Origin of the sequence: Rhodococcus sp. IEGM 1381 (assembly GCF_030056795.1) — a bacterium.
Lineage (GTDB): Bacteria > Actinomycetota > Actinomycetes > Mycobacteriales > Mycobacteriaceae > Rhodococcoides.
In genome coordinates this window covers 140239-162441 of the sequence record NZ_JASHKQ010000004.1, presented here as the reverse complement: position 1 = coordinate 162441, position 22203 = coordinate 140239, and the positions used below count along the sequence as shown (strand labels likewise).

Annotated in this window: 19 protein-coding genes and 1 tRNA gene; 12 read left to right on the top strand and 8 right to left on the bottom strand. The window is 65.5% G+C overall.

Annotation, left to right across the window (positions count from 1 at the left end):
• Positions 1-2: 2 nt before the first annotated feature.
• Genes QM797_RS14120 through QM797_RS14105 form a run of 4 tightly spaced genes read left to right on the top strand, consistent with a single transcriptional unit; the run spans position 3 to position 8310 of the window.
• Entirely contained in the window at positions 3-1478 is a 1476-nt protein-coding gene (locus QM797_RS14120) for a TIGR02677 family protein (protein WP_349307197.1), read from the top strand.
• Positions 1475-2893 carry a TIGR02678 family protein gene (locus tag QM797_RS14115; RefSeq protein ID WP_283276248.1) on the top strand — a complete coding sequence of 473 codons (1419 nt, stop codon included), beginning with the start codon at positions 1475-1477 and terminating at the stop codon, positions 2891-2893. Before QM797_RS14120 ends, QM797_RS14115 begins: the two co-directional genes overlap by 4 nt.
• A gap of 4 nt (positions 2894-2897) precedes the next feature.
• The gene (locus QM797_RS14110; RefSeq protein ID WP_283276247.1) at positions 2898-7082 is read left to right on the top strand and encodes a TIGR02680 family protein; all 4185 of its coding nucleotides are present in this window, start codon (positions 2898-2900) and stop codon (positions 7080-7082) included.
• Positions 7072-8310, top strand: a complete 1239-nt coding sequence (locus QM797_RS14105; RefSeq protein ID WP_283276246.1) for a DUF2399 domain-containing protein — start codon at positions 7072-7074, stop codon at positions 8308-8310. Before QM797_RS14110 ends, QM797_RS14105 begins: the two co-directional genes overlap by 11 nt.
• A gap of 12 nt (positions 8311-8322) precedes the next feature.
• Here QM797_RS14105 and mshC read toward each other — a convergent pair whose 3' ends face one another.
• The 5 genes from mshC to QM797_RS14080 form a co-directional block, all read right to left on the bottom strand.
• The gene (mshC, locus tag QM797_RS14100; RefSeq protein WP_283276245.1) at positions 8323-9564 is read right to left on the bottom strand and encodes a cysteine--1-D-myo-inosityl 2-amino-2-deoxy-alpha-D-glucopyranoside ligase; all 1242 of its coding nucleotides are present in this window, start codon (positions 9562-9564) and stop codon (positions 8323-8325) included.
• A 24-nt stretch (positions 9565-9588) separates the two neighbouring features.
• Positions 9589-10362: an SCO1664 family protein gene (locus QM797_RS14095; protein WP_283276315.1), complete on the bottom strand. Its 774-nt coding sequence runs from the start codon at positions 10360-10362 to the stop codon at positions 9589-9591.
• Between the two features lie 35 nt (positions 10363-10397).
• Positions 10398-10988: a DUF3090 domain-containing protein gene (locus QM797_RS14090; protein WP_222094796.1), complete on the bottom strand. Its 591-nt coding sequence runs from the start codon at positions 10986-10988 to the stop codon at positions 10398-10400.
• Between the two features lie 136 nt (positions 10989-11124).
• Positions 11125-11832 carry a histidine phosphatase family protein gene (locus QM797_RS14085; RefSeq protein WP_283276244.1) on the bottom strand — a complete coding sequence of 236 codons (708 nt, stop codon included), beginning with the start codon at positions 11830-11832 and terminating at the stop codon, positions 11125-11127.
• Positions 11833-11893: 61 nt separating this feature from the next.
• Entirely contained in the window at positions 11894-12724 is an 831-nt protein-coding gene (locus QM797_RS14080; protein WP_371833869.1) for an undecaprenyl-diphosphate phosphatase, read from the bottom strand.
• A 259-nt stretch (positions 12725-12983) separates the two neighbouring features.
• Between QM797_RS14080 and QM797_RS14075 the strand changes: the two genes are divergently transcribed.
• The 4 genes from QM797_RS14075 to QM797_RS14060 all read left to right on the top strand — a co-directional run bounded on the left by QM797_RS14075 (position 12984) and on the right by QM797_RS14060 (position 16901).
• The gene (locus QM797_RS14075) at positions 12984-13916 is read left to right on the top strand and encodes an aldo/keto reductase (RefSeq protein ID WP_283276241.1); all 933 of its coding nucleotides are present in this window, start codon (positions 12984-12986) and stop codon (positions 13914-13916) included.
• Between the two features lie 71 nt (positions 13917-13987).
• Positions 13988-14992, top strand: a complete 1005-nt coding sequence (locus QM797_RS14070) for a heme/hemin ABC transporter substrate-binding protein (protein WP_283276314.1) — start codon at positions 13988-13990, stop codon at positions 14990-14992.
• On the top strand, positions 14989-16056 hold the full coding sequence (locus QM797_RS14065; protein ID WP_283276240.1) for a FecCD family ABC transporter permease: 1068 nt from the start codon (positions 14989-14991) through the stop codon (positions 16054-16056). Before QM797_RS14070 ends, QM797_RS14065 begins: the two co-directional genes overlap by 4 nt.
• Positions 16053-16901 carry a heme ABC transporter ATP-binding protein gene (locus QM797_RS14060; protein ID WP_283276239.1) on the top strand — a complete coding sequence of 283 codons (849 nt, stop codon included), beginning with the start codon at positions 16053-16055 and terminating at the stop codon, positions 16899-16901. The genes QM797_RS14065 and QM797_RS14060 overlap by 4 nt, the downstream gene beginning before the upstream one ends.
• Here QM797_RS14060 and QM797_RS14055 read toward each other — a convergent pair.
• On the bottom strand, positions 16876-17241 hold the full coding sequence (locus QM797_RS14055) for a hypothetical protein (protein ID WP_283276238.1): 366 nt from the start codon (positions 17239-17241) through the stop codon (positions 16876-16878). The two genes, QM797_RS14060 and QM797_RS14055, sit on opposite strands and share 26 nt — an antisense overlap.
• 159 nt (positions 17242-17400) lie before the next feature.
• On the opposite strand from QM797_RS14055, the gene QM797_RS14050 reads away from it, so the two are divergent.
• From QM797_RS14050 to QM797_RS14040, 3 genes are all read left to right on the top strand, one after another.
• Positions 17401-18417: a YncE family protein gene (locus tag QM797_RS14050; protein ID WP_283276237.1), complete on the top strand. Its 1017-nt coding sequence runs from the start codon at positions 17401-17403 to the stop codon at positions 18415-18417.
• 82 nt (positions 18418-18499) lie between these two features.
• Positions 18500-18721: a DUF5703 family protein gene (locus tag QM797_RS14045; RefSeq protein WP_032377864.1), complete on the top strand. Its 222-nt coding sequence runs from the start codon at positions 18500-18502 to the stop codon at positions 18719-18721.
• Between the two features lie 93 nt (positions 18722-18814).
• Entirely contained in the window at positions 18815-19885 is a 1071-nt protein-coding gene (locus QM797_RS14040; protein ID WP_283276313.1) for a quinone-dependent dihydroorotate dehydrogenase, read from the top strand.
• Positions 19886-19949: 64 nt separating this feature from the next.
• Here the strand turns inward: QM797_RS14040 and QM797_RS14035 are convergent, their stop codons facing one another.
• On the bottom strand, positions 19950-20477 hold the full coding sequence (locus tag QM797_RS14035; RefSeq protein WP_283276236.1) for a YbhB/YbcL family Raf kinase inhibitor-like protein: 528 nt from the start codon (positions 20475-20477) through the stop codon (positions 19950-19952).
• 16 nt (positions 20478-20493) lie between these two features.
• Positions 20494-21852, bottom strand: coding sequence for a M20/M25/M40 family metallo-hydrolase (locus QM797_RS14030; RefSeq protein ID WP_283276312.1), 1359 nt, complete (start codon positions 21850-21852; stop codon positions 20494-20496).
• A 180-nt stretch (positions 21853-22032) separates the two neighbouring features.
• On the opposite strand from QM797_RS14030, the gene QM797_RS14025 reads away from it, so the two are divergent.
• Positions 22033-22118, top strand: a tRNA-Leu gene (locus QM797_RS14025).
• Positions 22119-22203 lie beyond the last annotated feature (85 nt).

Here is a 22203-nt window from a genome sequence, read left to right as displayed (position 1 = left end):
TCGTGGAGGAGGACCGTCTCGGTCTGTTCTCGTTCGCCGTTGCCGAGAAGCGATCCGAGTACCTGGCTGTTCTCCGGGCATTCGACACCGCACGAGCCAACTACGTCGTTCTGCTGCACTCCGGAGACGTGGCCGACCTCATCACCCGCAGCCCCGGTCGGCACGCCGCACCGACCACGCTCGACATCGCGCCCCTCCTCGATCAGCTCCACGCCTGGGGCCTGCTCGAACGCAGCTACGACGGCACCCGCGCAGCGACTCTCGCCGAGTACCGCAACCGTCACTTCGTCTACCAGTTCGGCCAGGCCGGCTACAAGGCCTACCGCGCGGTCGAGGACGTGCTCGGTGCCCGTCTGGACGACGCGTCACTGTCGCGGTTGGTGTTGCCCGAGCTGTTGGCCGACATGCACGAGCTGGCCGAGGCGAACCGTCAGGCCGACGGCGATCGCATCTATCGCAAACTCAGTCGACTCGATTCGACACTGTCGGAGATGGCGACCCGCGCCGCACATTTCTACCTGGTGCTGGGCGATCTGGTGCGCACCACCGAGATCACTCCCGAGTCGTTTCTAGTCCACAAGGACGCGCTGCTGAGGCACATGCGCGAGTTCAGCTCGGATCTCACCCGCTACGCCCCGAAGCTGGCGAAGGCGATCGCGGTCGTCGAGAGCACCGGCATCGAGGAGCTCGTCGAGCGGGCCGCGATCAGCGACGAACGAGTATTTCTCTCCGTCGACGAACGGCGAGCCGACTGGACCGACCGCTGGGCCGGCCTGTCGCACTGGTTCGTCGCGGCGGAGTCCGAACTCAGCGAGTCCGAGCGACTCCGCGAAGGCACGATGAGCGCGATTGCCGCCGTGCTGTCGCTCCTACGCCGCGTCACGGAGACCCGCAGGGGCGGCGTGAGCAGGGAAAGCCAACTGCGACATCTCGCCGGCTGGTTCGCTGCCACGCCTACCGAGGACAGCGCACACGCCCTGTTCCACGCAGTGTTCGGTCTCGGCAGGCCTAGACACCTGTCGATGGTGCATCCCGATGCCGACATCATCTCCACGTCCCGATCGTGGTGGGAGGCTCCACCGGTCGAGATCTCCCGCACCCTGGCCGAGACCGGACGCACCCCGACCCCCGGCGTTCCGGGACGGGTGCAGCGCAACGACGGCGGTATCAGACGGCTTCGGGAGCAGCAACTGGACGCGCAGCGATCACGCAGTGCCGCAGCGCAGTCGCTTGCGTCGGCCGGAATCCACGACCGAATTCTGAACGAGCAGGAAACCGAGGTTCTGTTGAGCCTGCTGAACGCTGCACTCACCGCGCGGGTACGTGTGAGCGGACGGACCTCCGACTCGTCCGGATCGGACAGCGGCGTGCGCTTGACGCTGAGCGACAGCGACCGTTCGACGATCGTGCGGACCAGCCGCGGCAGACTGCATCTGGACCGCTTGTCTCTTCATGTCAGTGAGGTCGCTCGCCGATGAGAGCTCGCGAAATCTCCACCCTCGCACTGGATTCCTACCAGCGGGCCGCCCGGGTCGCGCTGTCGAATCACCTGGTGACCACCACGTATCCCGATAGGATCGCGCTGCCTCTGCTGCGCAGATGGGCCACCGAGTTGCGCGAGGACCTGCTCGAACTGTTCGGATATCGCCTCGAGGTCACGGAGACCACGGCGCGTCTGTACCCGGTGATCGATCGACTCGACGACAGCCAACCCGCCCGAACAGCCACCGACCGAATTTTCGACCGACGTAGATACGCGTATCTGGCACTGGCACTGGCTGCCCTCGGCCGGGCGGGCAACCAGATCACCCTCTCCGAGCTTGCCGATCATGTTGCGGCAGAGGCAAGTCAAGTAGACGGAGTAGAGCTGACGACCGACCGGGCAAGTGACCGAGACGCCTTCGTCGACGCGATCGGCTGGCTTGCGACCCGCGGTGCGATCGCATTGGCCGACGGCGACGCCACCGGTTGGGCGAACAATCCGTCCGCGGGCGAAGCCCTCTACGACATCGACCGGCCCGTCGTCGTCGCTCTGTTCCGGCCGCCTCGCGCCGTCCAGCATCTGCGGTCGATCCGTGGATTACTGGCCGGTGCGGATGCCCCGTTGGATCCCGAGGACTCCGAGCTCGGGACCCACACCGACTCCGTGCGCGAAGCAGACCCCAAAGAGACGTTGCGCGCAGTACGACGAGCACTCGTCGAACAGCCGGTCGTCTACTCGGACGATCTCGATCGCGACGGTCGCGCGGCGCTGGCCACGTCTCGCACAGTCGCGGACGTCGAGTTGCTCACCGGCCTGGTTGTCGAGCGCCGTTCCGAGGGGGTGGCGCTGATCGACACCTCGGGTCGGCTGTCGGACCACCGCTTCCCCAGCACGGGGACCATCGCCCAGGTCGCGTTGTTGATCGCCGGTGAAATTTCGGACAGAGTGATCGATCCGGATGCATCGGCCCTTGCGACCTACCCCCTTCCCGACGGTGACGCCCTGATCGAGCAGTTGGACAGCGCAATTCCCGACGGCGGGATCTTCGGTGATCTCGCCGAGTTCGGGTTCGGTTCCGATGCAACAACATTCGACAATGCGGGCGAGAAGCAGTTGTACCCGTTGATCGAGGACAGTTGGTTGACGTCGGTCGTCGATGATCTCGTCGAACGTTTCGGCCGCACCTTCGCTGCTCAGTGGCAGAGCGACCGGGATGGCCTGCGGCTGCGTGCACTGGCACTACTGCATCGACTGCGCCTGGTGCACTGCGTGTCCGGCGGCGCGCTGGTGTTGCCGGTGATCGCGCGCTACCGAGACGTGATGGTCAGCGTGCGTGATCGGACCCCGCAGGACTCACTGTTCGGTACCGAACAAGTCCCCAGCACCGATCCATCCGAAGTAGAGGCCTAAGTAGATGACCGCACACTCGACACGCTTTCGGCCGACGCGAGCAGGGATCGTCAACCTGTGGGACTACCGCGATCAGGAGTTCTCCTTCGCAGACGGTCGCCTGGTGCTGCGTGGGCCCAACGGATCCGGCAAGACCAAAGCGCTCGAAGTTCTGTTCCCCTTTGTCCTCGACGGTCGCATCGAACCGCGCCGACTCAACCCGTTCGCCGGTGAAGAGCGAACCATGAAGTCCAACCTGCTCTACCGGGGGCAGGAAAGCGCTCACTCGTACGTGTGGATGGAGTTCGGCCGCGGCTCGCGCGAGGACCCCGAATCGGTGACGGTCGGTATCGGTATGCGGGCGAGTCGTCAGAACGACAAGGTGACCCGCTGGTACTTCGTGGCCGACGGCCGAGTGGGCGTCGACTTCTCGTTGTTGGGCTCCGACGACCGGCCGTTGACGAAGAAGCAGCTGGCCGAACAACTCGGCAGCGATGCCATCACCGATCGTCCGGTCGACTACCGCGCCGCGATCGATGCCCGGATGTTCGGGCTCGGCGCACAACGTTACGACCAGTTGATCAATCTGATTCTGACACTTCGCCGACCGCAGTTGGCCAAGAATCTCGATCCGAAGGGACTGTCCCAGGCACTGACCGACGGTCTGCGTCCCCTCGACGAGCAACTGGTGCTGGAGGCGGCACGCTCCTTCAGTGACATGGAGGAAGTGGGACGTGCATTGGAGGGTCTGGCCCAAGCCGATCAGGCGGCCAGGAACTTCGTTTCGGTCTACTCCAAATACCTTCGAGTGCAAACCCGTTCGGATGTCGAGCAGGTCTCGCGCCGGCTCGAGACCGTGACCCACGCGACCACTGCGCACTTCGCGGCGTCGGCGCTGAAGGACCGTCGACTGGTGGAGCGGGCGGCAGCCGAAACGCGATTCGACGAGGCCGAGCGTGCGCTGGATCAGGCCGTCGCAGACCGCGAAACCCTGCAGCGCTCGAGCGCGTACGAGGGCAAGCAGCAACTGGACGACCTGGCCGAATCTGCTGCAAAGCTCGAAGTGTCGACGGCGCAGCAGGCCGACCGGGCACGCAAAGCGCAAGCAGAATTGGAACAGCGCACCGCCGAGACCGCTCGCGCGGACTCCGCACTCCGGGATTCCGTTGCCGGGGTGACTCGCGCGGAGGAAGAGCTGCAGACTGCGGCCGAGGATGCGGGCATCGTATGGACACCGCTGCCGGGTACGGCTCGCAGTGATCAGATCGGTACCGCTCTTCGCGGGCACGCCGAGGAGCGGGACGGTGACGTGCGCGCGGTTCGTGAGGCGCTGGCAACCGTCGAGAAGGCGTCGACGGAACGTGCTCGCGCGGAGAAGGCCGCAACGAAGGCGCGCGATTTGCTCGAGGCCGCGGCGGCAGCGGTCACCGAGGCCGAGGCGACCGTGGATCTGGAGAAGGCGCAGTTCGCTTCGGGACTGCGGGCCTGGTGGTCGAACAATTCGTCGCTGTACTCCTCCGCGGGCATAACCTCCGCCGTGTTCGAGGCCCTGGATGCAGCCTTGGGCAGCATCGGCGAGGACGACGCCCCGAGCCTGGAATCAGTGCTCTCCGAGCAGACCGCAGACGGTATCGACGCGATTCGTGCCCGGCAGGCACAGGCACGCGTCGACGTGGCCACGCGCTCGGCCGAACTGAACACGCTGCGCGACGAACTGTCCCTGGTACGAGCCGAACACGACGACGCACCACCGCCGTTCGCTGCGCGGACCGACAGCCGTGCAGATCTCCCGGGCGCACCGCTGTGGCAGCTGGTTCGGTTTGCCGACGCGGTGTCCCCTGCCGACGCGGCGGGGATCGAATCCGCATTGCAGGCCGCCAATGTGCTCGACGGTTGGATCCACCCGACCGCGGACTTTCCCGCCGACGCCGACTCGGAGCAGTATCTGTCGCCGCTACCGGAGGCCGCGAGGCCTTCAGGGGCAACGTTGGCGTCCGTTCTGGAACCCGAACCCGGAACCGCCGTACCGGCGTCCCGTGTCCTGGATCTGCTCGAGTCCGTTGCTTTGCAACAGGAGCCGAACGATCGCTCGGGCAGCGCTGTCTCGGTAGGTGTCGACGGCCGATACTGGCAGGGTGTTCAGCAGGGTCGCCACGCGAAACCGGACGCCGAGTACATCGGCGCGACGGCGCGGGCTCGCCGGCGGGAGCAGCGCATCGCCGAACTCGGCGGCGCGATCGATACTGCAATTGCAGTTCTCGAGACCGCGACGGCCGACGAGCTGGCGGCACGCGAGCTGGTGCAGGCTCTGAGCGCGGCCGCCAAACAACTCCCCCGTGTCTCGTCCATCGTCAAGGCACAACGCGCCGTCACGGCCGCCGCTGGAGCGCTGCGCACCTCGAAGGATGGTGCGGTAGCCGCCGACCGCGAATTCGATCAGGCGATCGCGGACCTGTCCGCGAAGGAGAAGCAACTGCGCACCGTCGCCGTCGCCCATCGCACCCCACACATCGGCCGCGATGTCGATGCCCTTGCCGCAGCGATTCGCCATTTCGAGCACCAGGGCGCGGTGGTCATCCGCAAGCGCAGCGACCACACCCGCGAGAGCGAGCGGGCCCGCGAAGCCACCAACCGCCTCGAGGAAGCGACCGGTCTGGCCGAGGAGCTCGCCGAGGAAGCCGCGATAGCCGACGAGAACTACCGGCAGCAGGTGCAACGCCTGGAGCTGTTGAGCGAGAAGCTCGGTGCCACCGCCGAACAGATCGACACCGATCTCGAGAACGCCCGCGAACGCATCGAGAAATGCCGCGCCGAACAGCGGGCCGCGCGTAAAGCTGACAAGGAAGCCGGCGAAGCGATCGGCAAGGCCGAGGGTGCTTGCAACACGGCACTCGAAAGCCTGCGCGCCGCCGTCACCGAAACCCTGAGCGATGCCGTACGGCTTGCGCCGTACGCCCGCAAGGATCTTCTTGCCATCCTAGGCGTCCACGAGACGTACGCCTGGCCTGCCAGTGACTCGGCGTGGCTGACGATCGAACAGATCCTGTATCGAGTTCAGCAGGCGGACGGCCCGGACGACGAGGTTCCGGTACTCCCACCGGTGGTGCGCGCGTTGCATTCGGCACTCGATGCAGCGACGGCGTCGGTGAGAGTGAGTGACTCCAGCCGGAAGTCGACCCGGACTGCCCTGACGAGTGCGCTGCAGGAGTTCGATTCGCAACTGGCGGCATCGGGTCAGGACTACCGGTTGCAATGGGATGCGCCGGACGGTTTGACGGTGGTACGTGTACAGGACGAGCAGGGCTATTCGTCGGTCGGAGATTTCGCCGACCGAATCGGTTCGGCCAGGGCCGACCAGGAACTGCTGCTGACCGAGCAGGAGCGCCGGATTCTCGAGGATGCCCTGCTGACCGGTCTGGCGCAGCAGATTCACGAGCGGACTGTCGACGCACGCGAGCTGATCGCACAGATGTCCGCCGAGATGAAGCAACGCCGGATGTCCTCTGGCAACACGATCGGCGTGCACTGGGTGCTCGCGGACAACCTCGACGACGGGGCGCGGGCGGTGTCCAAGCTGCTGGACCGCGACGCCTCGGCGCTGAACCAGGACGACCTGGCCGCGATGCGCGCCCACTTCGCGTCGGAGATCAGGATTGCCCGTGCGGCACATCCGGAACGGTCGTACCCCGAGATCCTTTCTGCAACACTGGACTATCGCCGCTGGCGGGTGTTCGCCTTCACGCTCATCAGCGGGGACGGCAACGAGGATCGCCTGACCGTCGCCCGGCACAGTGCGCTCTCCGGCGGTGAGCAATCGGTGTCGCTGCACTTGCCACTGTTCGCGGCGGCGCACGTGATGCTCTCGTCCGCAGATCCGCACTCCCCTCGTCTACTTGCTCTCGACGAGGCCTTCGCCGGTGTCGACGACAACGGCCGCAGCGAATTGCTGGGCCTGAGTGTGCAATTCGACCTCGACCTGTTCATGACCGGCTACGACCTGTGGATCACCTACGCGGACGTCCCCGGCTGCGCGCACTACGACCTGGCGCATTCGACGGCCGAGAACACCGTGAGTGCAGCGCTTCTGGTCTGGGAGAACGGCGAACTGTTCGCCGAACACGACGGCACCGACCTCGCTGCCGCACTCGGATCACCGTTGACGCGCCGTGTGCCGACCCGAACCGAAGGCGGGCTGGAGTTTGTCCAGTAACGGCGAATGGCGGGGCAGCGCGGAATTGTCGGCGCTGCTGGATGCTGCGCGAAAGAAGTTGGAGTCCAACTGGCTTCGGATCGGTGGCAACATCACCGTCGATCTGAGCGATGCCCCGGAGCTGTGGCGTCTGTGCAGCGCTATCTCTCGGTCCAACTCCAGTCTGCATTCTCGGGCGCGGAGCACCAAGCTCGACCTCGAGCGGTTCGACGCGTGGCTGAGCCATCCGCTCAACGGTGGCGCCGGATTGATCGACACCCTCACCCGGCAGGCCCCGTTGCAGGACAAGAAGCGGATCGCTGCGGACAAGGCTCAGGTGCGGTCCGACGCTCTGGATCGAGCCAGGGAGGTACTCGGCGGTGGTACCGATCGCGAGTGGATCGAGTACTGGATCGCCTCGCTGCTCAATCAGGACGGCACGCTCGGCGGCCGCGTCGCCGTCGATGCACTGGCGGTGGCAACGCAGGTCCTGGCCCTGCTTCCGGTGGACGGGATGTCGCTCACCGAGCTGTCGGAACTAGCCACCGGTGATACCAAGGCCCTCGCGGGCGGAGGAGCTGCGAAGCTCGTCCTCGACGCACTGTCGTTGCGCGAGAACGTGCCTCGACCCGTCGACCCGGTGGGGATCAGGGCGCTGTGGGAAACGGCCGGGGTGTCGGTCGACGCACTGTCGAGTCGGGTGCTGGTTCTCGGCTACCGCGTCGCCGAGAACCACACCGTGGCTCGTTGGCTCAACGACGCCGCGGACGAGGGCGTGCCCTTTCCTGTCACCGTGGACATGCTCGCGCGCGGCCCGCTCACCAACAGCACGTCGAGAGTATTCGTCTGCGAGAACATCGCTGTGCTCGCCGCCGCAGCCCGAACTCTCGGCTCGACCAGCGCAAGCTTGATCTGCACCGACGGCCAGCCCTCGGCCGCGGTACATCGGCTGCTGGGTTCGCGCGCTCCCGACACCGCCATCATGTGGCGTGCCGACTTCGACTGGGCCGGACTGAACATGGTGAAACGAGCGGTGGACCGATACGACGCGTCACCGTGGCGAATGGATGTCGACTCCTACCGGCGCGGACTGGATGCGCGGAATTCCGAACCGCTCAAGGGCCATCCGACGGACAGTCCGTGGGACCCGGAACTGTCTGCCGCACTTCATGATTCGGGCCGAGCAGTCATGGAAGAACGCCTGATCCCGGATCTGCTGGCCGATCTACGCCTGGGGCCTGCGACCTGACTGATAGTCCGACTAACGCAGCGGCACTCCGAGCAGCGCGTCGACCGCATCGGCGAAGGCACCGGGTGCGCCTGCATCCGATCCACCCCGCTCGACTGCAAAACTCGCCCACGCGTCGAGAGCATCGAGCGCCTTGGGCGTGTCCAGATCATCGGCCAGGTGCTGCCGGAGCCGGTTGATCACGTCGTCGGCCGACGCCGCCCCCTCGAGCGCCGCTGCCCGACGCCACAGCGCCAGCCGAGTGTGGGCCCGTTCGAGGACATCGTCGGACCAGGGCCGATCCTGCCTGTAGTGACCCGCCAACAGGCCGAGACGCACAGCGGCCGGATCGACGTTCTCGGCGCGGAGCTTGGAGACGAACACGAGGTTGCCGCGGCTCTTGGACATCTTCTCACCGTCCAGCCCGATCATTCCGGTGTGCACGTAGTGGCGGGCGAAGCGGGGATCACCGGTTGCGGCCTCGGCGTGGGCCGCCGAGAATTCGTGGTGCGGGAAGATGAGATCGCTTCCGCCGCCTTGGATGTCGAACCCGGATCCGATCCGGTTGAGTGCAATCGCGGCGCATTCGACGTGCCAGCCGGGTCGACCGGGGCCCCACGGCGAGGGCCACGACGGTTCGCTGGGACGCACCGCGCGCCACAGCAGCGCATCGAGTGGATCTCGCTTGCCTGCGCGATCGGGATCGCCGCCGCGCTCGGCGAAGAACCTGTCCATAGTGGGCCGGTCGTAACCGGACTCGTAGCCGAATTGCTCGGTGGCGTCGGCGCGGAAGTACACGTCGGGGTACTCGGCGTCGTCCACGACATAGGCGGCACCGGACGCAACCAACTTCTCCACCAGTTCGACGACCTCGTCGACCGACTCGACGGCACCGATGTAATCGCGCGGAGGAACCACCCGCAACGCCTCCATGTCGGCACGGAAGAGCTCGATCTCACGAGCACCGAGATCGCGCCAGTCCTCACCGTCCCGATCGGCGCGCTCGAACAGCGGATCATCGACATCGGTGACGTTCTGCACGTAGTGCACGTCGACACCTGCATCCCGCCACAAACGGTTGATCAGGTCGAACGTCAGATAGGTCGCTGCGTGTCCCAGATGGGTAGCGTCGTACGGGGTGATGCCGCAGACGTACATGCGGGCGGTCGAACCCGGAGTGACGGGACGGACCTGGCGGTCGGCTGTGTCGAACAATCGAAGCGCTGGACCCTGTCCTGGGATTGTCGGGATCTCCGGGCTGGACCAAGAATGCATGCAGCCGAGCCTATCCGAGCCCGATCAGAAGGCGGGCCAGGGTATGGGTCTGCTCGAACGAGGCTCCGGCATGACTGGGCGTGCGATCAGCTCCTGGGCTCGATCCAATACTGCAATGGTTTCGGCCAGTGTGATCTTGTCCACCAGCCGCGGAGCGATCACGGTGTCGAACGTCTCGACGAACCGCACGACGTCGGTCATCAACCCGTCGTCGACCGCCTGGCCCGCCCAGCCCCACAGCACCGTGCGCAACTTGTTCTCGGCGTGCAGGCAGATGCCGTGATCGACCCCGTACACGTATCCATCGAGACCTTCGAGCGCGTGTCCGCCTTTGCGGTCGGCGTTGTTGAGGATCACGTCGAGGACTGCCATCCGCTGCAGACGTGGATCGTCGGCGTGGATCAGCGCGATCTCTTCACCCTCGCCGTCGTAGGCCTGCAGCACCGGAATCCATCCTGCGGGTACCAGATCGGGTCGACAGATGTCGACGAGGTCGACCCGACCTTCGGCGTGGACCTCGGGTGTGTCGATCCACTTCTGGACCATTCCGGGCCCGAACGGCCCGTCGCGCAGAACTGTCGGCGGTATGACACCCCAGCCGAGTGCCTCGGATATCTCGTAGGACGCAACTTCGCGACCGGCGAGAGTGCCGTCGGGGAAGTCCCAGAGCGGCACTTCCCCGCGTACGGGCTTGTACACGCACCGGACAGAAGAAGCGCCCTCGCCCGCTTCGCACACCAGCGTGGCGTTGCTGGCCGACACCACCCGCCCGACGATCGTGAGCTCGCCGGTCTCCATGGTCTCGCGGCCCTCGAACGGAGGCAGGTCGACGGTCAAGACTCGTCGACCTCGGTCACCGGTCCGAACGTCGCACCGCGGCGATATCCGTTGGTTCTGATGCAGACGTGGCCCTCGGGTGCCAGCGGTTGTCCGCACAGCGGGCACGGAGCGCGACCCGCTGCGATCACGCGTTCGGATCGGACCGCGAATTCGCGAGCCTGAACCGGGGTCAGGAACACTCGCACTGCATCGGGACCTTCGTCGGTGTCGTCGAGTACGACGGATTCGTCCACCTCGACCTCACTGACTGCCAACAATTCCACCACGACTGCATTGGCATCGGCGTCCCAGCCGAGTCCCATCGTGCCGACGCGAAACTCGGTGTCGATCGGAGTCAGAAGCGGGCTGGTGTCGACCGTGTCCGCTTCCTCGGCCGGCACATCGGCTCCGAATCTGCGGTGCACTTCCTCGAGGAGAAGTCCCACCCGGTCGGCCAGGACCTGAACCTGCTGCTTTTCCAGCGCGACCGACACCACTCGTGCGTCGTGCACTGCTTGCAGAAAGAACGTTCGGTCGCCCGGTTCACCAACGGTCCCGGCAACGAAACGATCAGGGGTGCGAAAAACGTGTATTGCGCGCGGCATTGCACCTCCTAACGACTAGAACAGCTCCGCGTGGCACATCGCGGAACCTTCATTATCGGCCACAGATCGACCATGGACGGTACTGCTTGCTCTCCAGCCTGCCACCGATGGGGGCTTCGGTGCCGAATCGCCCGCCCTAGCTACCCGCTCCACCGCCGACGACCGCGTCCGAAGAGATCGAAACGTCCGATTCCGAAGTGTCGGGCTCCTCGGCCTTCGGAACGAATGCACTGAGATCGGACCCGGTGTCGTTGGTCCGCAGAACGAACGGCCGCGTCGAGGTGTATCGAACGACACTGATCGATGCCGGGTCGGCGACGATGCGCTGAAAGGAGTCCAGGTGGGCACCCATCGCATCCGAAATCACCGACTTGATGACATCGCCGTGTGAGCACGCAACCCACAGCACGTCCCGCCCGTGCTGCGCAGCCAACCGCGCGTCGTGCTCCCGAACGGCCTGCACTGCGCGCTGCTGCACCGTCGCCAGGCCTTCGCCATCCGGAAACACAGCTGCAGACGGATGCTGCTGAACCACCTTCCACAGCGGCTCGGCCAGCAACTCCTTGATCGTCCGACCAGTCCATTGGCCGTAGTCCACCTCCACCAGACGGTCCTCGACCACCGGCGACATGCCGAGCCTGGCCGCCAAGGGCTCCACTGTCTGCTCACACCGGAGCAACGGCGAACGGACGATCTCGGCGACCGGAAGCTCACCGAGACGGTCCGCGACCGCCTGCGCCTGCTCGCGCCCACGGTCGTCGAGTTCGATACCGGCACTGCGACCTGCGAGAGTGCCCGCGGTATTCGACGTCGAGCGGCCGTGCCGAAGCAAGATGACTGTCATTGCTCCGAGCCTAGCTATTGTGTCCTTCCGGGTCGTTCCGCAGGCTCCACTCCGGCGAACTTCAGGTAGCGGATACAACCCCGCCGGCCAGCAAACCGAGCACCACCACACCGAGCACGATGCGGTACCCGACGAACCAGTACAGCGAATGGTTCGCAACGAACTTGAGCAGCCAGGCAATCGAGGCATAGCCGAGGCCGAATGCGATGACGGTTGCCAGCAGCAACTGTGGGCCGGACGCGGCCAAACCCGTGCCGACCGGCTCGAAGGCGTCGGGCAGCGAGAACAATCCGGAGGCGGTCACCGCCGGAATGGCGAGCAGAAACGAGAATCGCACTGCTGCTTCGCGTTCGAGGCCGAGAAACAGGCCGGCGCTGGTCGTCGCGCCGGAGCGAGACACTCCGGGGACCAATGCCAGACACTGCGCCAGACCCATCACGATGCCGTCGCGGGTGGTCAACTTCTCGATCGGACGTTCCTTGCGGCCGACCTTCTCCGCGACCGCGATGACGATGGCAAACGCGATGAGCATGAACGCGATGAGATACAGGTTGCGGGCACCGGTTCGGATCTGATCCTTGAAAAGCAGACCCAGAACGCCGATGGGAATGGTGGCGATGATCACGTACCACCCCATCCGATAGTCGAGACCGCGTTCGTCCTTCTTCGTCAGTCCTACGAACCAGGCTTTGACAATCCTGACGATGTCGCGCCAGAAGAAGAGCAGCACAGCAGCTTCGGTGCCGAGCTGAGTCACGGCGGTGAACGAGGCACCGGCGTCCTCGTTCCAGAACACTCCGGACACGATGCGGAGATGGCCCGACGAAGAAATAGGCAGGAATTCCGTCAGGCCCTGCACGGCACCGAGAATGATCGCTTGCAGCCACGTCATGTCGATCATGCGGAACCCCGATCCGAAATCGACATCTCCGACATGGAAGCGGATGGACTGTTCACTACCGATGCGCGGCCGACGGCCCGCCCCCTGAATTCGCGATTCACGGGCACGACCGTACCCGGCGCGAGTGGTTCGTACCGACCCGAGCGACGCGGCGCGGCACTTTCACAGACCGCGGCACGGCGCACTACTGTGCACTGGCGGCAGTGCAGTTCGACACCGACGATCACACGTAAAAGGACATTCGGCACATATGAAGCAGAGATCGGTCGGCACCAGCGGACTTCGAGTTTCCAGGCTCGGGCTCGGCACCCTCGGATGGGGCAGCGGAACCGACGGCGACGATGCCGCAGCGCAACTGTCGGCGTTCGCCGAGGCCGGTGGCACCCTGGTCGACACTTCCCCGGCGTACGGGGACGGTCGTGCGCAGCGAGTACTCGCCGAGTTGCTCGACGACGTGGTCCCCAGGCACGAACTGGTGATCAGCAGTGCAGCGGGACTGAACCCCCGCCACGGCCGGTACGACGTCGACTGCTCACGACGTGGTCTCCTCGGACAGCTGGATGCCACGCTGCGAGAGCTCGGAACGGACTATCTCGACTTGTGGCAGGTGGCGGCCTGGGACCCGATGACGCCTGTCGACGAGGTCGCGGCGACCCTCGATTACGCCGTCACCAGCGGACGGGTGCGCTACACCGGTGCCCGCGGCTACCTCGGCTGGCAGTTGGCGACGGCAGCGGGAGCAGCCGATACCGGTCGGATCGTGGCCACGCAGGCGGAGTACTCCCTGCTTGCCCGCGGGATCGAGGACGAGTTGGTTCCTGCAGCACATCACCACGGCATCGGCGTCCTGGCCGCAATTCCCCTCGCAGGCGGCGTGCTGACGGGCAAGTACCGCAACGGAATTCCTGCTGACTCCCGCGGCGCCGACGAGTTGCACGCCGAATCCGTGCTGTCCTACCTGACCGATTCTGCTGTCAGCATCGTCGACGCTGCTGTCACCGCTGCCGACGGGCTCGCCACCTCTCCCCTCGTCGTGGCACTCGCATGGGCTCGGGATCGTCCGGGTGTGAGCAGCGCCATCGTGGGCGCCCGCGATCTGGCGCAGTTGATGGGCGCGCTGATGGCCGAAGAACTCGAACTGCCGTCGGCGATTGCGTCCGCGCTGGACGACGTCAGCGCCTGATCGGTCGAGTCGTTCTCGTCGAGAAACTTCGAGGGGACCAGAAACATCGGACAGGCTAACCTTCGGTGGTGATCGTCCAACGCCTCGCAGCCGTGCTTGTCGTCGCTGCACTTTCGGCCGCCTGCTCGGCGACCACTCCCGACGCCGGGCCCACCGACACCTTCGGCCCCCGTACCGCCGTCGTCGAAGACCCGAATCCGGAACCCGTCGCCGAGAACCCGGCGACGGTGCTACCCGCCACCGTGACCGGATTCGACGGCGTCGCCGTCACGGTGACCGACAACAGCCGCATCGTCGCTGCCGACCAGTACGGCACGTTGGCCGAGACGGTTTTCGCACTGGGACTCGGCGACAACCTGGTCGGACGCGACACATCGGCGGCGTTTCCGGCGGCACAGGACGTGCCCGATGTCACCCCCACCGGCCACTCGTTGAGTGCCGAGGGAATCCTGGCGCTCTCGCCCACCGTCGTACTCACCGACACCGGCATCGGTCCGCGCGCAGTGCAGGACCAGATCCGAGCCGCGGGCATTCCCGTCGTGTACTTCGACCCGACCCGAACGTTGACCGGGGTCGCCGACCAGATCGAAGCCGTCGCCGCCGCGCTGGGGGTACCCGACGCCGGCCGCGCTCTCGCCGAACGGGCGAACACCGAGATCGCAGCGGCTGCCGACGACACACCGACGTCGGACGTGCCGCTGAAGATCGCGTTTCTGTACATGCGTGGTCCAGCGATCAAGATGCTCGCCGGGCCCGGCTCGGGTGCAGACGCGCTGATCGAGGCTCTCGGGGCGACGGACGCGGGTGTCCAATCCGGCCTGACCGAGCAGTTCGTGCCGGTGACGAGCGAGGCACTCATCGCCGCGGCACCCGACGTCATCCTGATGATGACGAAAGGCCTGCAGTCGATCGGCGGCATCGAGGGACTCGAGCAGATTCCAGGAATCGCACAGACCCCGGCCGGTCGAGAACGCCGCGTGGTGGACATGGACGACGGCACCATCCTCAGTTTCGGCCCGAACACCGGCAAAGTGCTGCGAGCACTGGCCACAGCCGTGTACGACCCGCCGTCATGACCGAGGCCGCACCTATCGGAGCGCGAACGCCCAGTCGCCGGGTCGTCGTGACGTTCGGCGTGTCGGTCGTGGCGCTGGTCGCCCTGGCACTGATCTCTGCTGTCGTCGGGCAAGTGCCGACATCGCCGTTGGAAGTGCTGGGAAGCCTCGCCCATCGGGCCGGACTCGACATCGGTCCGCTGCCCGCTCACGCCAGCGGCGAGGTGACGTTGTGGCAGGTCCGATTTCCGCGATTGACCCTTGCAGTGTTCGTCGGCGCGTGTCTGGGATGTGCGGGCGCACTGCTGCAGGGTGTGTTCGCCAATCCGCTGGCCGAGCCCGGAGTTGTAGGGGTGTCCTCGGGAGCAGCGGTCGGTGCCAGTTCGGTGATCGTTCTCGGTGGCAGCTTCGCCGGGGTCTGGAGTGTGGCGCTGGCCGCGTTCGTCGGCGGGCTGATCACCACGATCGCGGTGTATTTCCTGGCCCGCAACGCCGGCCGCACCGAGGTGGTGACCCTCATCCTCACCGGCGTCGCAGTCAATGCCTTCGCAGGCGGCGTGATCGCCTTCTTCACCTTCGTCGCCAGTCCCGCTGCCAGGGATCAGATCGTGTTCTGGCAACTGGGGTCTTTGGCGGGCGCAACGTGGCAATCGGTGGCTGTGGTCGGCCCACTGGCGGTGCTCGGGATCGGAGCTTCGCTGGTGATCGCTCGCAGACTCGACCTGCTGGCGCTCGGGGAGAACGTGGCGCGCCATCTCGGAGTGAACGTCGAACGCCTCAGACAATTCGCCATCGTGATAGTCGCCCTGCTCGTCGCATCCGGTGTCGCGTTCACCGGAATAATCCTGTTCGTGGGCCTGGTCGTTCCGCACGTGATGCGGATGGTGCTCGGCCCCTCGCATCGCGTCCTCATCCCGGCCAGCGCACTCGCGGGAGCCATCGTGTTGCTCGCTGCCGACCTCGTCACGCGCACCCTCGTAGCGAACGTCGACTTGCCCCTTGGCATGGTGACATCCCTGGCCGGGGCTCCGTTCTTCTTCTGGCTGCTTCGTCGCACTCGCGCTCGGCAAGGCGGTTGGGCATGATGCGGCGATTCGGCACGGCGCGCCACGACATCCCGGACACCCCTGAACCGGGTTCGAACACCCTTGTCGCCCGCGGAGTCTCCGCACGGCGCGGGGTCGCGACGGTGTTGTCCGACGTCCACCTCGACGTGGTGGCCGGCGAGATACTGGCACTGGTGGGTCCCAACGGCGCGGGCAAATCCACACTGCTGTCGGTCCTGGCGGGAGACACCGAGCCCAGCGCCGGATCGGTTCTCCTGGGCGACGAACCGCTGACCCGCACCCGCACGGTCGGCATGGCCAGGCGACGCGCTGTGCTGCCCCAGCACCACCGCGTCGGGTTCGCGTTCACGGCCGGACAGATCGTCCGGATGGGTCGAGCCCCCTGGGTCGGTACATCGGCGGCACGCGACGACGACGACCGCGTCGCCGCAGCAATGTCCGCTTGCGACGTAGCGGAGTTCTCGCATCGACCGTTCGCGTCGCTCTCCGGCGGCGAGCAGGCCCGGGTCGCGCTGGCGCGCGTCATGGCCCAGGACACCGCGACGATTCTGCTCGACGAGCCAACCGCCGCGCTCGACCTCGGACATCAGGAGTCCGTCATGGCTGTGGTGCGTTCCCTCGCAACCGCGGGCCGCGCCGTCGTCGTCGTGCTGCACGATCTGGGTCTCGCGGCGGCGTATGCCGATCGCGTCGCGATACTCGACTCGGGCTCACTCGTTGCCGTCGGTCCGCCGCGAACGGTGCTGACCTCGGATCGGCTCGCTCGCGTGTACGGACACCCCGTAGACGTCTTCGACCACCCCGATACCGGTGAACAACTGGTGATTCCCCACCGAGTCAGAAACCCTCCAGCACGGAGTTGACCCGATTGAAGAAGGCTCGGACAGCAGTCGTGTCTCGCTGTGACGCATCGGACAACTGCTGTGCATGGGCGACCGCGTCACGCACCACACCGATGATGCTGCGTTCGTCGGTCAGATCGATCTCGGTGACCGAGTGTTCGGCAACCGCTTCTACCTCGGACCGATCCGGGACCGGGGATCGTACGTCGGCCCGATAGATCTCCACGTAGAGCGTGCTGCGGTGCACTCGAAACGCGAACGCCCGTCCGTCGTCGGTGCGCCCGAAACCGTTTGCATGCGTTCCGGCATTCACTTCCTCGACGACAAAGTGTGTTTCCTCGGATTCCACGTCCACTCCCATGTCGTGCACTCACCTCGGACGATCACGCTACCGCCTCGCCCGGCACCGCCGGTCGAACCCCGATCCGGCATGGTCGATTTCGCCGAGGTCCTGGCACGCTGGTACAGATGTGGCATCGCCACACCAGGCCAGCGTCACCAAGGAAGTAGGTTCGGTTCCATGCGAACACCGTCGGCTCGAGCGGCAATTGCATCCGCACTCGCCGTGATCACAGTGTTGTCGGCGAGCGGGTGCTCGAGCGACGACGAGAATGCCGACGAGATATCCGTCGAACCGCAGCCACCGGCCCAGTCCCCCGCGACGGCGGTGACTCCTGCCGGAATCGTCTCCGACTTCGCGCCCGTCAGCGCGCTCACCTTCGATCCTGTCACCCGCACACTCGTAGCGTTGACCGACTCGTCGACCTCGGTGAGTCTGGTTCGCAGCGGCGCGTCGGCCGAGACGCGTGTGATCGACCTCGGCTCTGCCGGAGCAGAACTGGTTGCCGGTCGGAATTCGACCGTCTTGGTTCCCCTGAACGGTTCGGTGGCAAGGATCGATGTCACGGACGGGCAGCGCACCGATCTGGCCGTCGAATCGAATGCCCTGTCGGCTGCCGACCTGCCCGACGGCTCGACCGCCGTCGGTGACGACACCGGCACGATCCGCGTCCTCGACGCGAGCGGACAGGTGACCAGCACGGTCTCCGGGGGCAGTGTCACCTCTGCGGACGCGCTGGCCAGTACGCCGAAGGGCGTCTCGGTTCTCGATCGCAGACAGACGTCGGTGACCGATCTGAATCTGGACGACGGCACCCTCGGAGTGGCTCTGCGGGCCGGCGAAGGTGCCGCCGAAATGACCAGCGACCAATTCGGTCGGCTTCTGGTCACCGATTCGACCGGCACGGAGTTGCTCGTCTTCACCTCGCACGACCTGCTCATGCGGCAGCGGTTTCCGGTCGGGTCGAAGCCCTGGGCGATCGCCTACGATGAACAGTCCGGCGTTGCGTGGGTGACACTTCCCGCCCTCAACGAAGTGGTCGGATACACACTCGATACCGGAATTCCCGTCGAGACCGAGCGGTTGGCCACTGTGCGGCAGCCAGATTCGATCGCCGTCGACGACAACACCGGTGACCTGTACATCGGATCGGCAACCGGCGACGGGCTGCAGCGCATCCCCTCCGCGGGTCGTTGACCTCCGGGCAAGGAACGACCCCCTCAGGAAGCCAAGGAGGCACGTGAACGCACACGAGAGTTCGACGCCGGGCCGCGCCAAGATGCCCGTCGGATGGGAAGTATCCCCCTCCGACGATTGGGAGTACGTTCCGCTGCGGCTGCCGCCGGACGTCACTCGGGTCACGGCGTCGATGCGGCTGGCGATTCAAGCGGAATTCGGCGGCTGGGAACTGTCGCGGGTCCGTCTGTACACCGACGGCAGCCGGCGGGTACTGCTCAAGCGGAAGAAGACGGCGCATCACATCCCGGAGCCCGGAATCTGATCGTCACAGCAGTAGTGTTCAACCGCAGTAGAAGTTGTATCTCAGCATGTCTACCGAGCCGGATCGATCGGAAAGAAGACCGTGGGAGACCGTCTGTACCGCGCCCTGTTGCGCCTGATGTTCCTCGTGCCACCGGAGCGGATACACCATCTTGCCTTCGGAGTCCTCCGTGCTGTGGCGGTCGTTCCGCCATTTCGTTTCCTGGCCGAGAAGTTGTTCGTGGCCGACGACCCGCGGCTTCGTTCGACTGTGTTCGGGGTCGACTTCCCAGCTCCGCTCGGTCTCGCGGCCGGCTTCGACAAGAATGCAGACGGCATCGATGTCTGGGAACCCATCGGTTTCGGGTTCGCCGAGATCGGCACCGTGACGGCGCAGGGCCAGCCCGGTAATCCGACGCCTCGACTGTTTCGGCTGCCCCTCGATCGCGCCATCGTCAACCGCATGGGCTTCAACAATCACGGTGCAGAACATGCCGCCCAGCGATTGCGCTCGAGGCACACCCGCATCCCGATCGGTGCCAACATCGGTAAGACGAAGGTCGTCGAACCCGCCGACGCTGCTGCGGACTACACCGCCAGTGCGCGACTACTGGGGCCGCTGGCAGATTTCGTCGTCGTCAACGTGAGCTCACCCAACACCCCGGGGCTCCGCGACCTCCAGGCCGTCGAATCGCTGCGTCCGATCCTGGTGGCGGTGCAATCTGTGGTGACGGTGCCGGTGCTGGTCAAGATTGCCCCTGACCTCTCAAACGAGGACATCGATGCCGTCGCCGATCTGGCCGTCGAACTCGGACTCGACGGCATCGTGGCCACCAATACGACGATCTCGCGCGCTGGCCTGCGCACCGAGGCAGACGTGGTGTCCGGCATGGGGGCTGGAGGCCTGTCCGGCGCACCGGTGGCAGAGCGATCACTCGAGGTGCTGCGGCGGCTCTACCGCCGAGTGGGTACCCGACTGACGTTGATCTCCGTCGGGGGAATCGAAACCGAGGCGCAGGCCTGGGAGCGCATCACCGCAGGCGCTTCCTTGGTGCAGGGCTACACCGGCTTCGTCTACGGCGGTCCGCTGTGGATCAAGAAGATTCACCGAGGGCTGTCGGCGCGACTGGAACAGAACGGGTTCGCAACCATCGCAGACGCCGTGGGATCGGCGAACACGCCCTGACCGACCCTCCGTCGTGCGCGTTGTGCGTGGCCAGAGCTACACAACGCGCACGAGGAAGCCGGGCTCAGGCTTCGTAGGTTCCGGTGATGACCGCACGACCGATGGCGTGCGAGAACAGATTGAAGCCGAGGTACGCGGGGGTCGCCGTCTCGTCCACTTCGAGACGTTCGACATCGACCGCGTGGACCGCGATGAAGTATCGGTGTGGTCCGTGACCTGCCGGCGGAGCCGCACCGATGTAGCGGAACAGGCCCGCGTCGTTCTTCAGTGTCACCGCCGTGCTGGGAACTCCGGTTCCGCCGTCGTCGCCTGCGCCCGACACCAGCGACGTGGTCCCGACGGGAATGTTCGCCACTGCCCAGTGCCAGAAACCGGACGCCGTGGGCGCGTCGGGGTCGTAGACGGTGACAGCAAAGCTCTTGGTGCCCTCGGGGAAGCCGGACCAGGACAGCTGCGGCGAGTTGTCGTACCCACCGGCTCCCATGATTCCGCTCACCTGCTGAGCGGCCAACGTCTGACCGTCCTCGACGTCCTCGGACGTCAACTCGAAGGACGGTAGGTCCGGAAGCGAATCGTATGGGTTGTACGCCACGGTATTTCCTTTCGTGTCAGCTGTGCATCAAGAAGTGTTCCAGTACCTGTGTACCGAACTCCAACGACTCCACGGGTACTCGTTCGTCGATGCCGTGAAACAACGCCGCGAAATCCAGTTCCGGTGGCAGCTTCAAGGGAGCGAAGCCGAAGCAGCGAATACCGATGCGCGCGAACGCTTTTGCATCGGTACCGCCGGAGAGCATGTACGGAACAGTTCGGCCGTTCGGATCGTGCGCAAGGACGGCCTCGTTCATCGCGTCGACGAGATCACCGTCGAAGGTGGTCTCGTAAGGCTCCAGCTTCGTGATCCATTCACGCTCGACGTTGGGGCCGATCAATTCGTCGACCTCCTTCTCGAAGGCTGCCTGCCGTCCGGGCAGCACCCGGCAATCCACTACCGCCGTCGCGGTCTGCGGAATCACGTTGGCCTTGTATCCGGCCGAGAGCATCGTCGGGTTCGCGGTGTCGCGCAGGGTCGCTCCGACGATTCGCGCAATGCTGCCGAGCTTGAGCAGGGTGCCGTCGATATCCGGCGAGGTCGGGTCGAAATCGAGACCCGATTCCTCCGAGACGGCCTGCAGGAACTGCGACACCGATTCGGTGAGGACCAACGGAAACGTGTGGTTGCCGAGTTTGGCGACGGCCTCGGCCAGGTACGTCACGGCGTTGTCGTCGTGCAGGAACGATCCGTGCCCTGCGCGAGCCTTGGCGGTGAGCCGCATCCACGCCAGGCTCTTCTCCGCCGTCTCGACCATGTAGAGCCGCTTCTCGGTGCCGTCCGGCCGAGCGACGGTCAACGAGAACCCGCCGACCTCGCCGACTGCTTCGGTGACGCCCTCGAACAGATCGGGCCGGTTGTCGACCAGCCAGTGCGATCCGTGCTTGCCACCCGCCTCCTCGTCGGCGAGGAATGCGAACAGGATGTCGCGGGGCGGCACGGTTCCGTTCGATTTGAATTGCCGGGCCAGCGCGAGGGCCATACCGACCATGTCCTTCATGTCGACCGCACCGCGACCCCACACGTACCCGTCCTCGACGGCGCCGGAGAACGGATGCACGCTCCAGTCGGCCGGCTCGGCCGGCACGACGTCCAGATGGCCGTGGACCAGCAGGGCACCGCGCGAGGAGTCCGCTCCGCGCAACCAGGCGAACACGTTGCCACGGCCCGGAGCGCCGGATTCGACGTACTCGGTCTCGTACCCCACCTCCTCGAGCTTGCTCGCCACCCACTCGGCGCATTCCTTCTCGCCGACCGTGGTCTCGAGTTCTCCGGTGTTCGAGGTATCGAATCGAATGAGGGAACTGACCAGGTCCACGACTTCGTCGAGGGCGACGGTGGGGTTGTCGGTGGTGCGATGTCCGGGGTTGCTCACTTCGTTGGGCACACCGTTGTTCCTACCACCAGAATCGGGTGCGGGCACCACCGACGAACGCCTTCGGACATGAACTGACGTGCGGATTTGGGTTATCGGGAACCCGTCGGATAATCTTACGCAGCGCACAACGGCCGGTTGTGAATGCAAGGTATGAAACATGCGACAGTAGTCGCGCTGGTCCGAGTGGCGGAATGGCAGACGCGCTAGCTTGAGGTGCTAGTGTCCTATTAACGGACGTGGGGGTTCAAGTCCCCCCTCGGACACCGTCTGAATTATGTAGGCAGACAAAGATTTTCAGAGATCTGAGTTGAGACAGACGAAACGGACCCTGATTCTTCGGAATCGGGG

Bases quoted from the DNA above. Each gene is read 5' to 3' on its own strand.
- QM797_RS14080 (WP_371833869.1), bottom strand. From the start codon at position 12,724: ATGACGTGGCTGCAAGCGATCATTCTCGGTGCCGTGCAGGGCCTGACG.
- QM797_RS14045 (WP_032377864.1), top strand. From the start codon at position 18,500: ATGCCCGTCGGATGGGAAGTATCCCCCTCCGACGATTGGGAGTACGTT.
- QM797_RS14050 (WP_283276237.1), top strand. From the start codon at position 17,401: ATGCGAACACCGTCGGCTCGAGCGGCAATTGCATCCGCACTCGCCGTG.
- QM797_RS14095 (WP_283276315.1), bottom strand. From the start codon at position 10,362: ATGGAGACCGGCGAGCTCACGATCGTCGGGCGGGTGGTGTCGGCCAGC.
- QM797_RS14090 (WP_222094796.1), bottom strand. From the start codon at position 10,988: ATGCCGCGCGCAATACACGTTTTTCGCACCCCTGATCGTTTCGTTGCC.
- mshC (WP_283276245.1), bottom strand. From the start codon at position 9,564: ATGCATTCTTGGTCCAGCCCGGAGATCCCGACAATCCCAGGACAGGGT.
- QM797_RS14060 (WP_283276239.1), top strand. From the start codon at position 16,053: ATGATGCGGCGATTCGGCACGGCGCGCCACGACATCCCGGACACCCCT.
- QM797_RS14055 (WP_283276238.1), bottom strand. From the start codon at position 17,241: ATGGGAGTGGACGTGGAATCCGAGGAAACACACTTTGTCGTCGAGGAA.
- QM797_RS14085 (WP_283276244.1), bottom strand. From the start codon at position 11,832: ATGACAGTCATCTTGCTTCGGCACGGCCGCTCGACGTCGAATACCGCG.
- QM797_RS14115 (WP_283276248.1), top strand. From the start codon at position 1,475: ATGAGAGCTCGCGAAATCTCCACCCTCGCACTGGATTCCTACCAGCGG.
- QM797_RS14075 (WP_283276241.1), top strand. From the start codon at position 12,984: ATGAAGCAGAGATCGGTCGGCACCAGCGGACTTCGAGTTTCCAGGCTC.
- QM797_RS14065 (WP_283276240.1), top strand. From the start codon at position 14,989: ATGACCGAGGCCGCACCTATCGGAGCGCGAACGCCCAGTCGCCGGGTC.
- QM797_RS14110 (WP_283276247.1), top strand. From the start codon at position 2,898: ATGACCGCACACTCGACACGCTTTCGGCCGACGCGAGCAGGGATCGTC.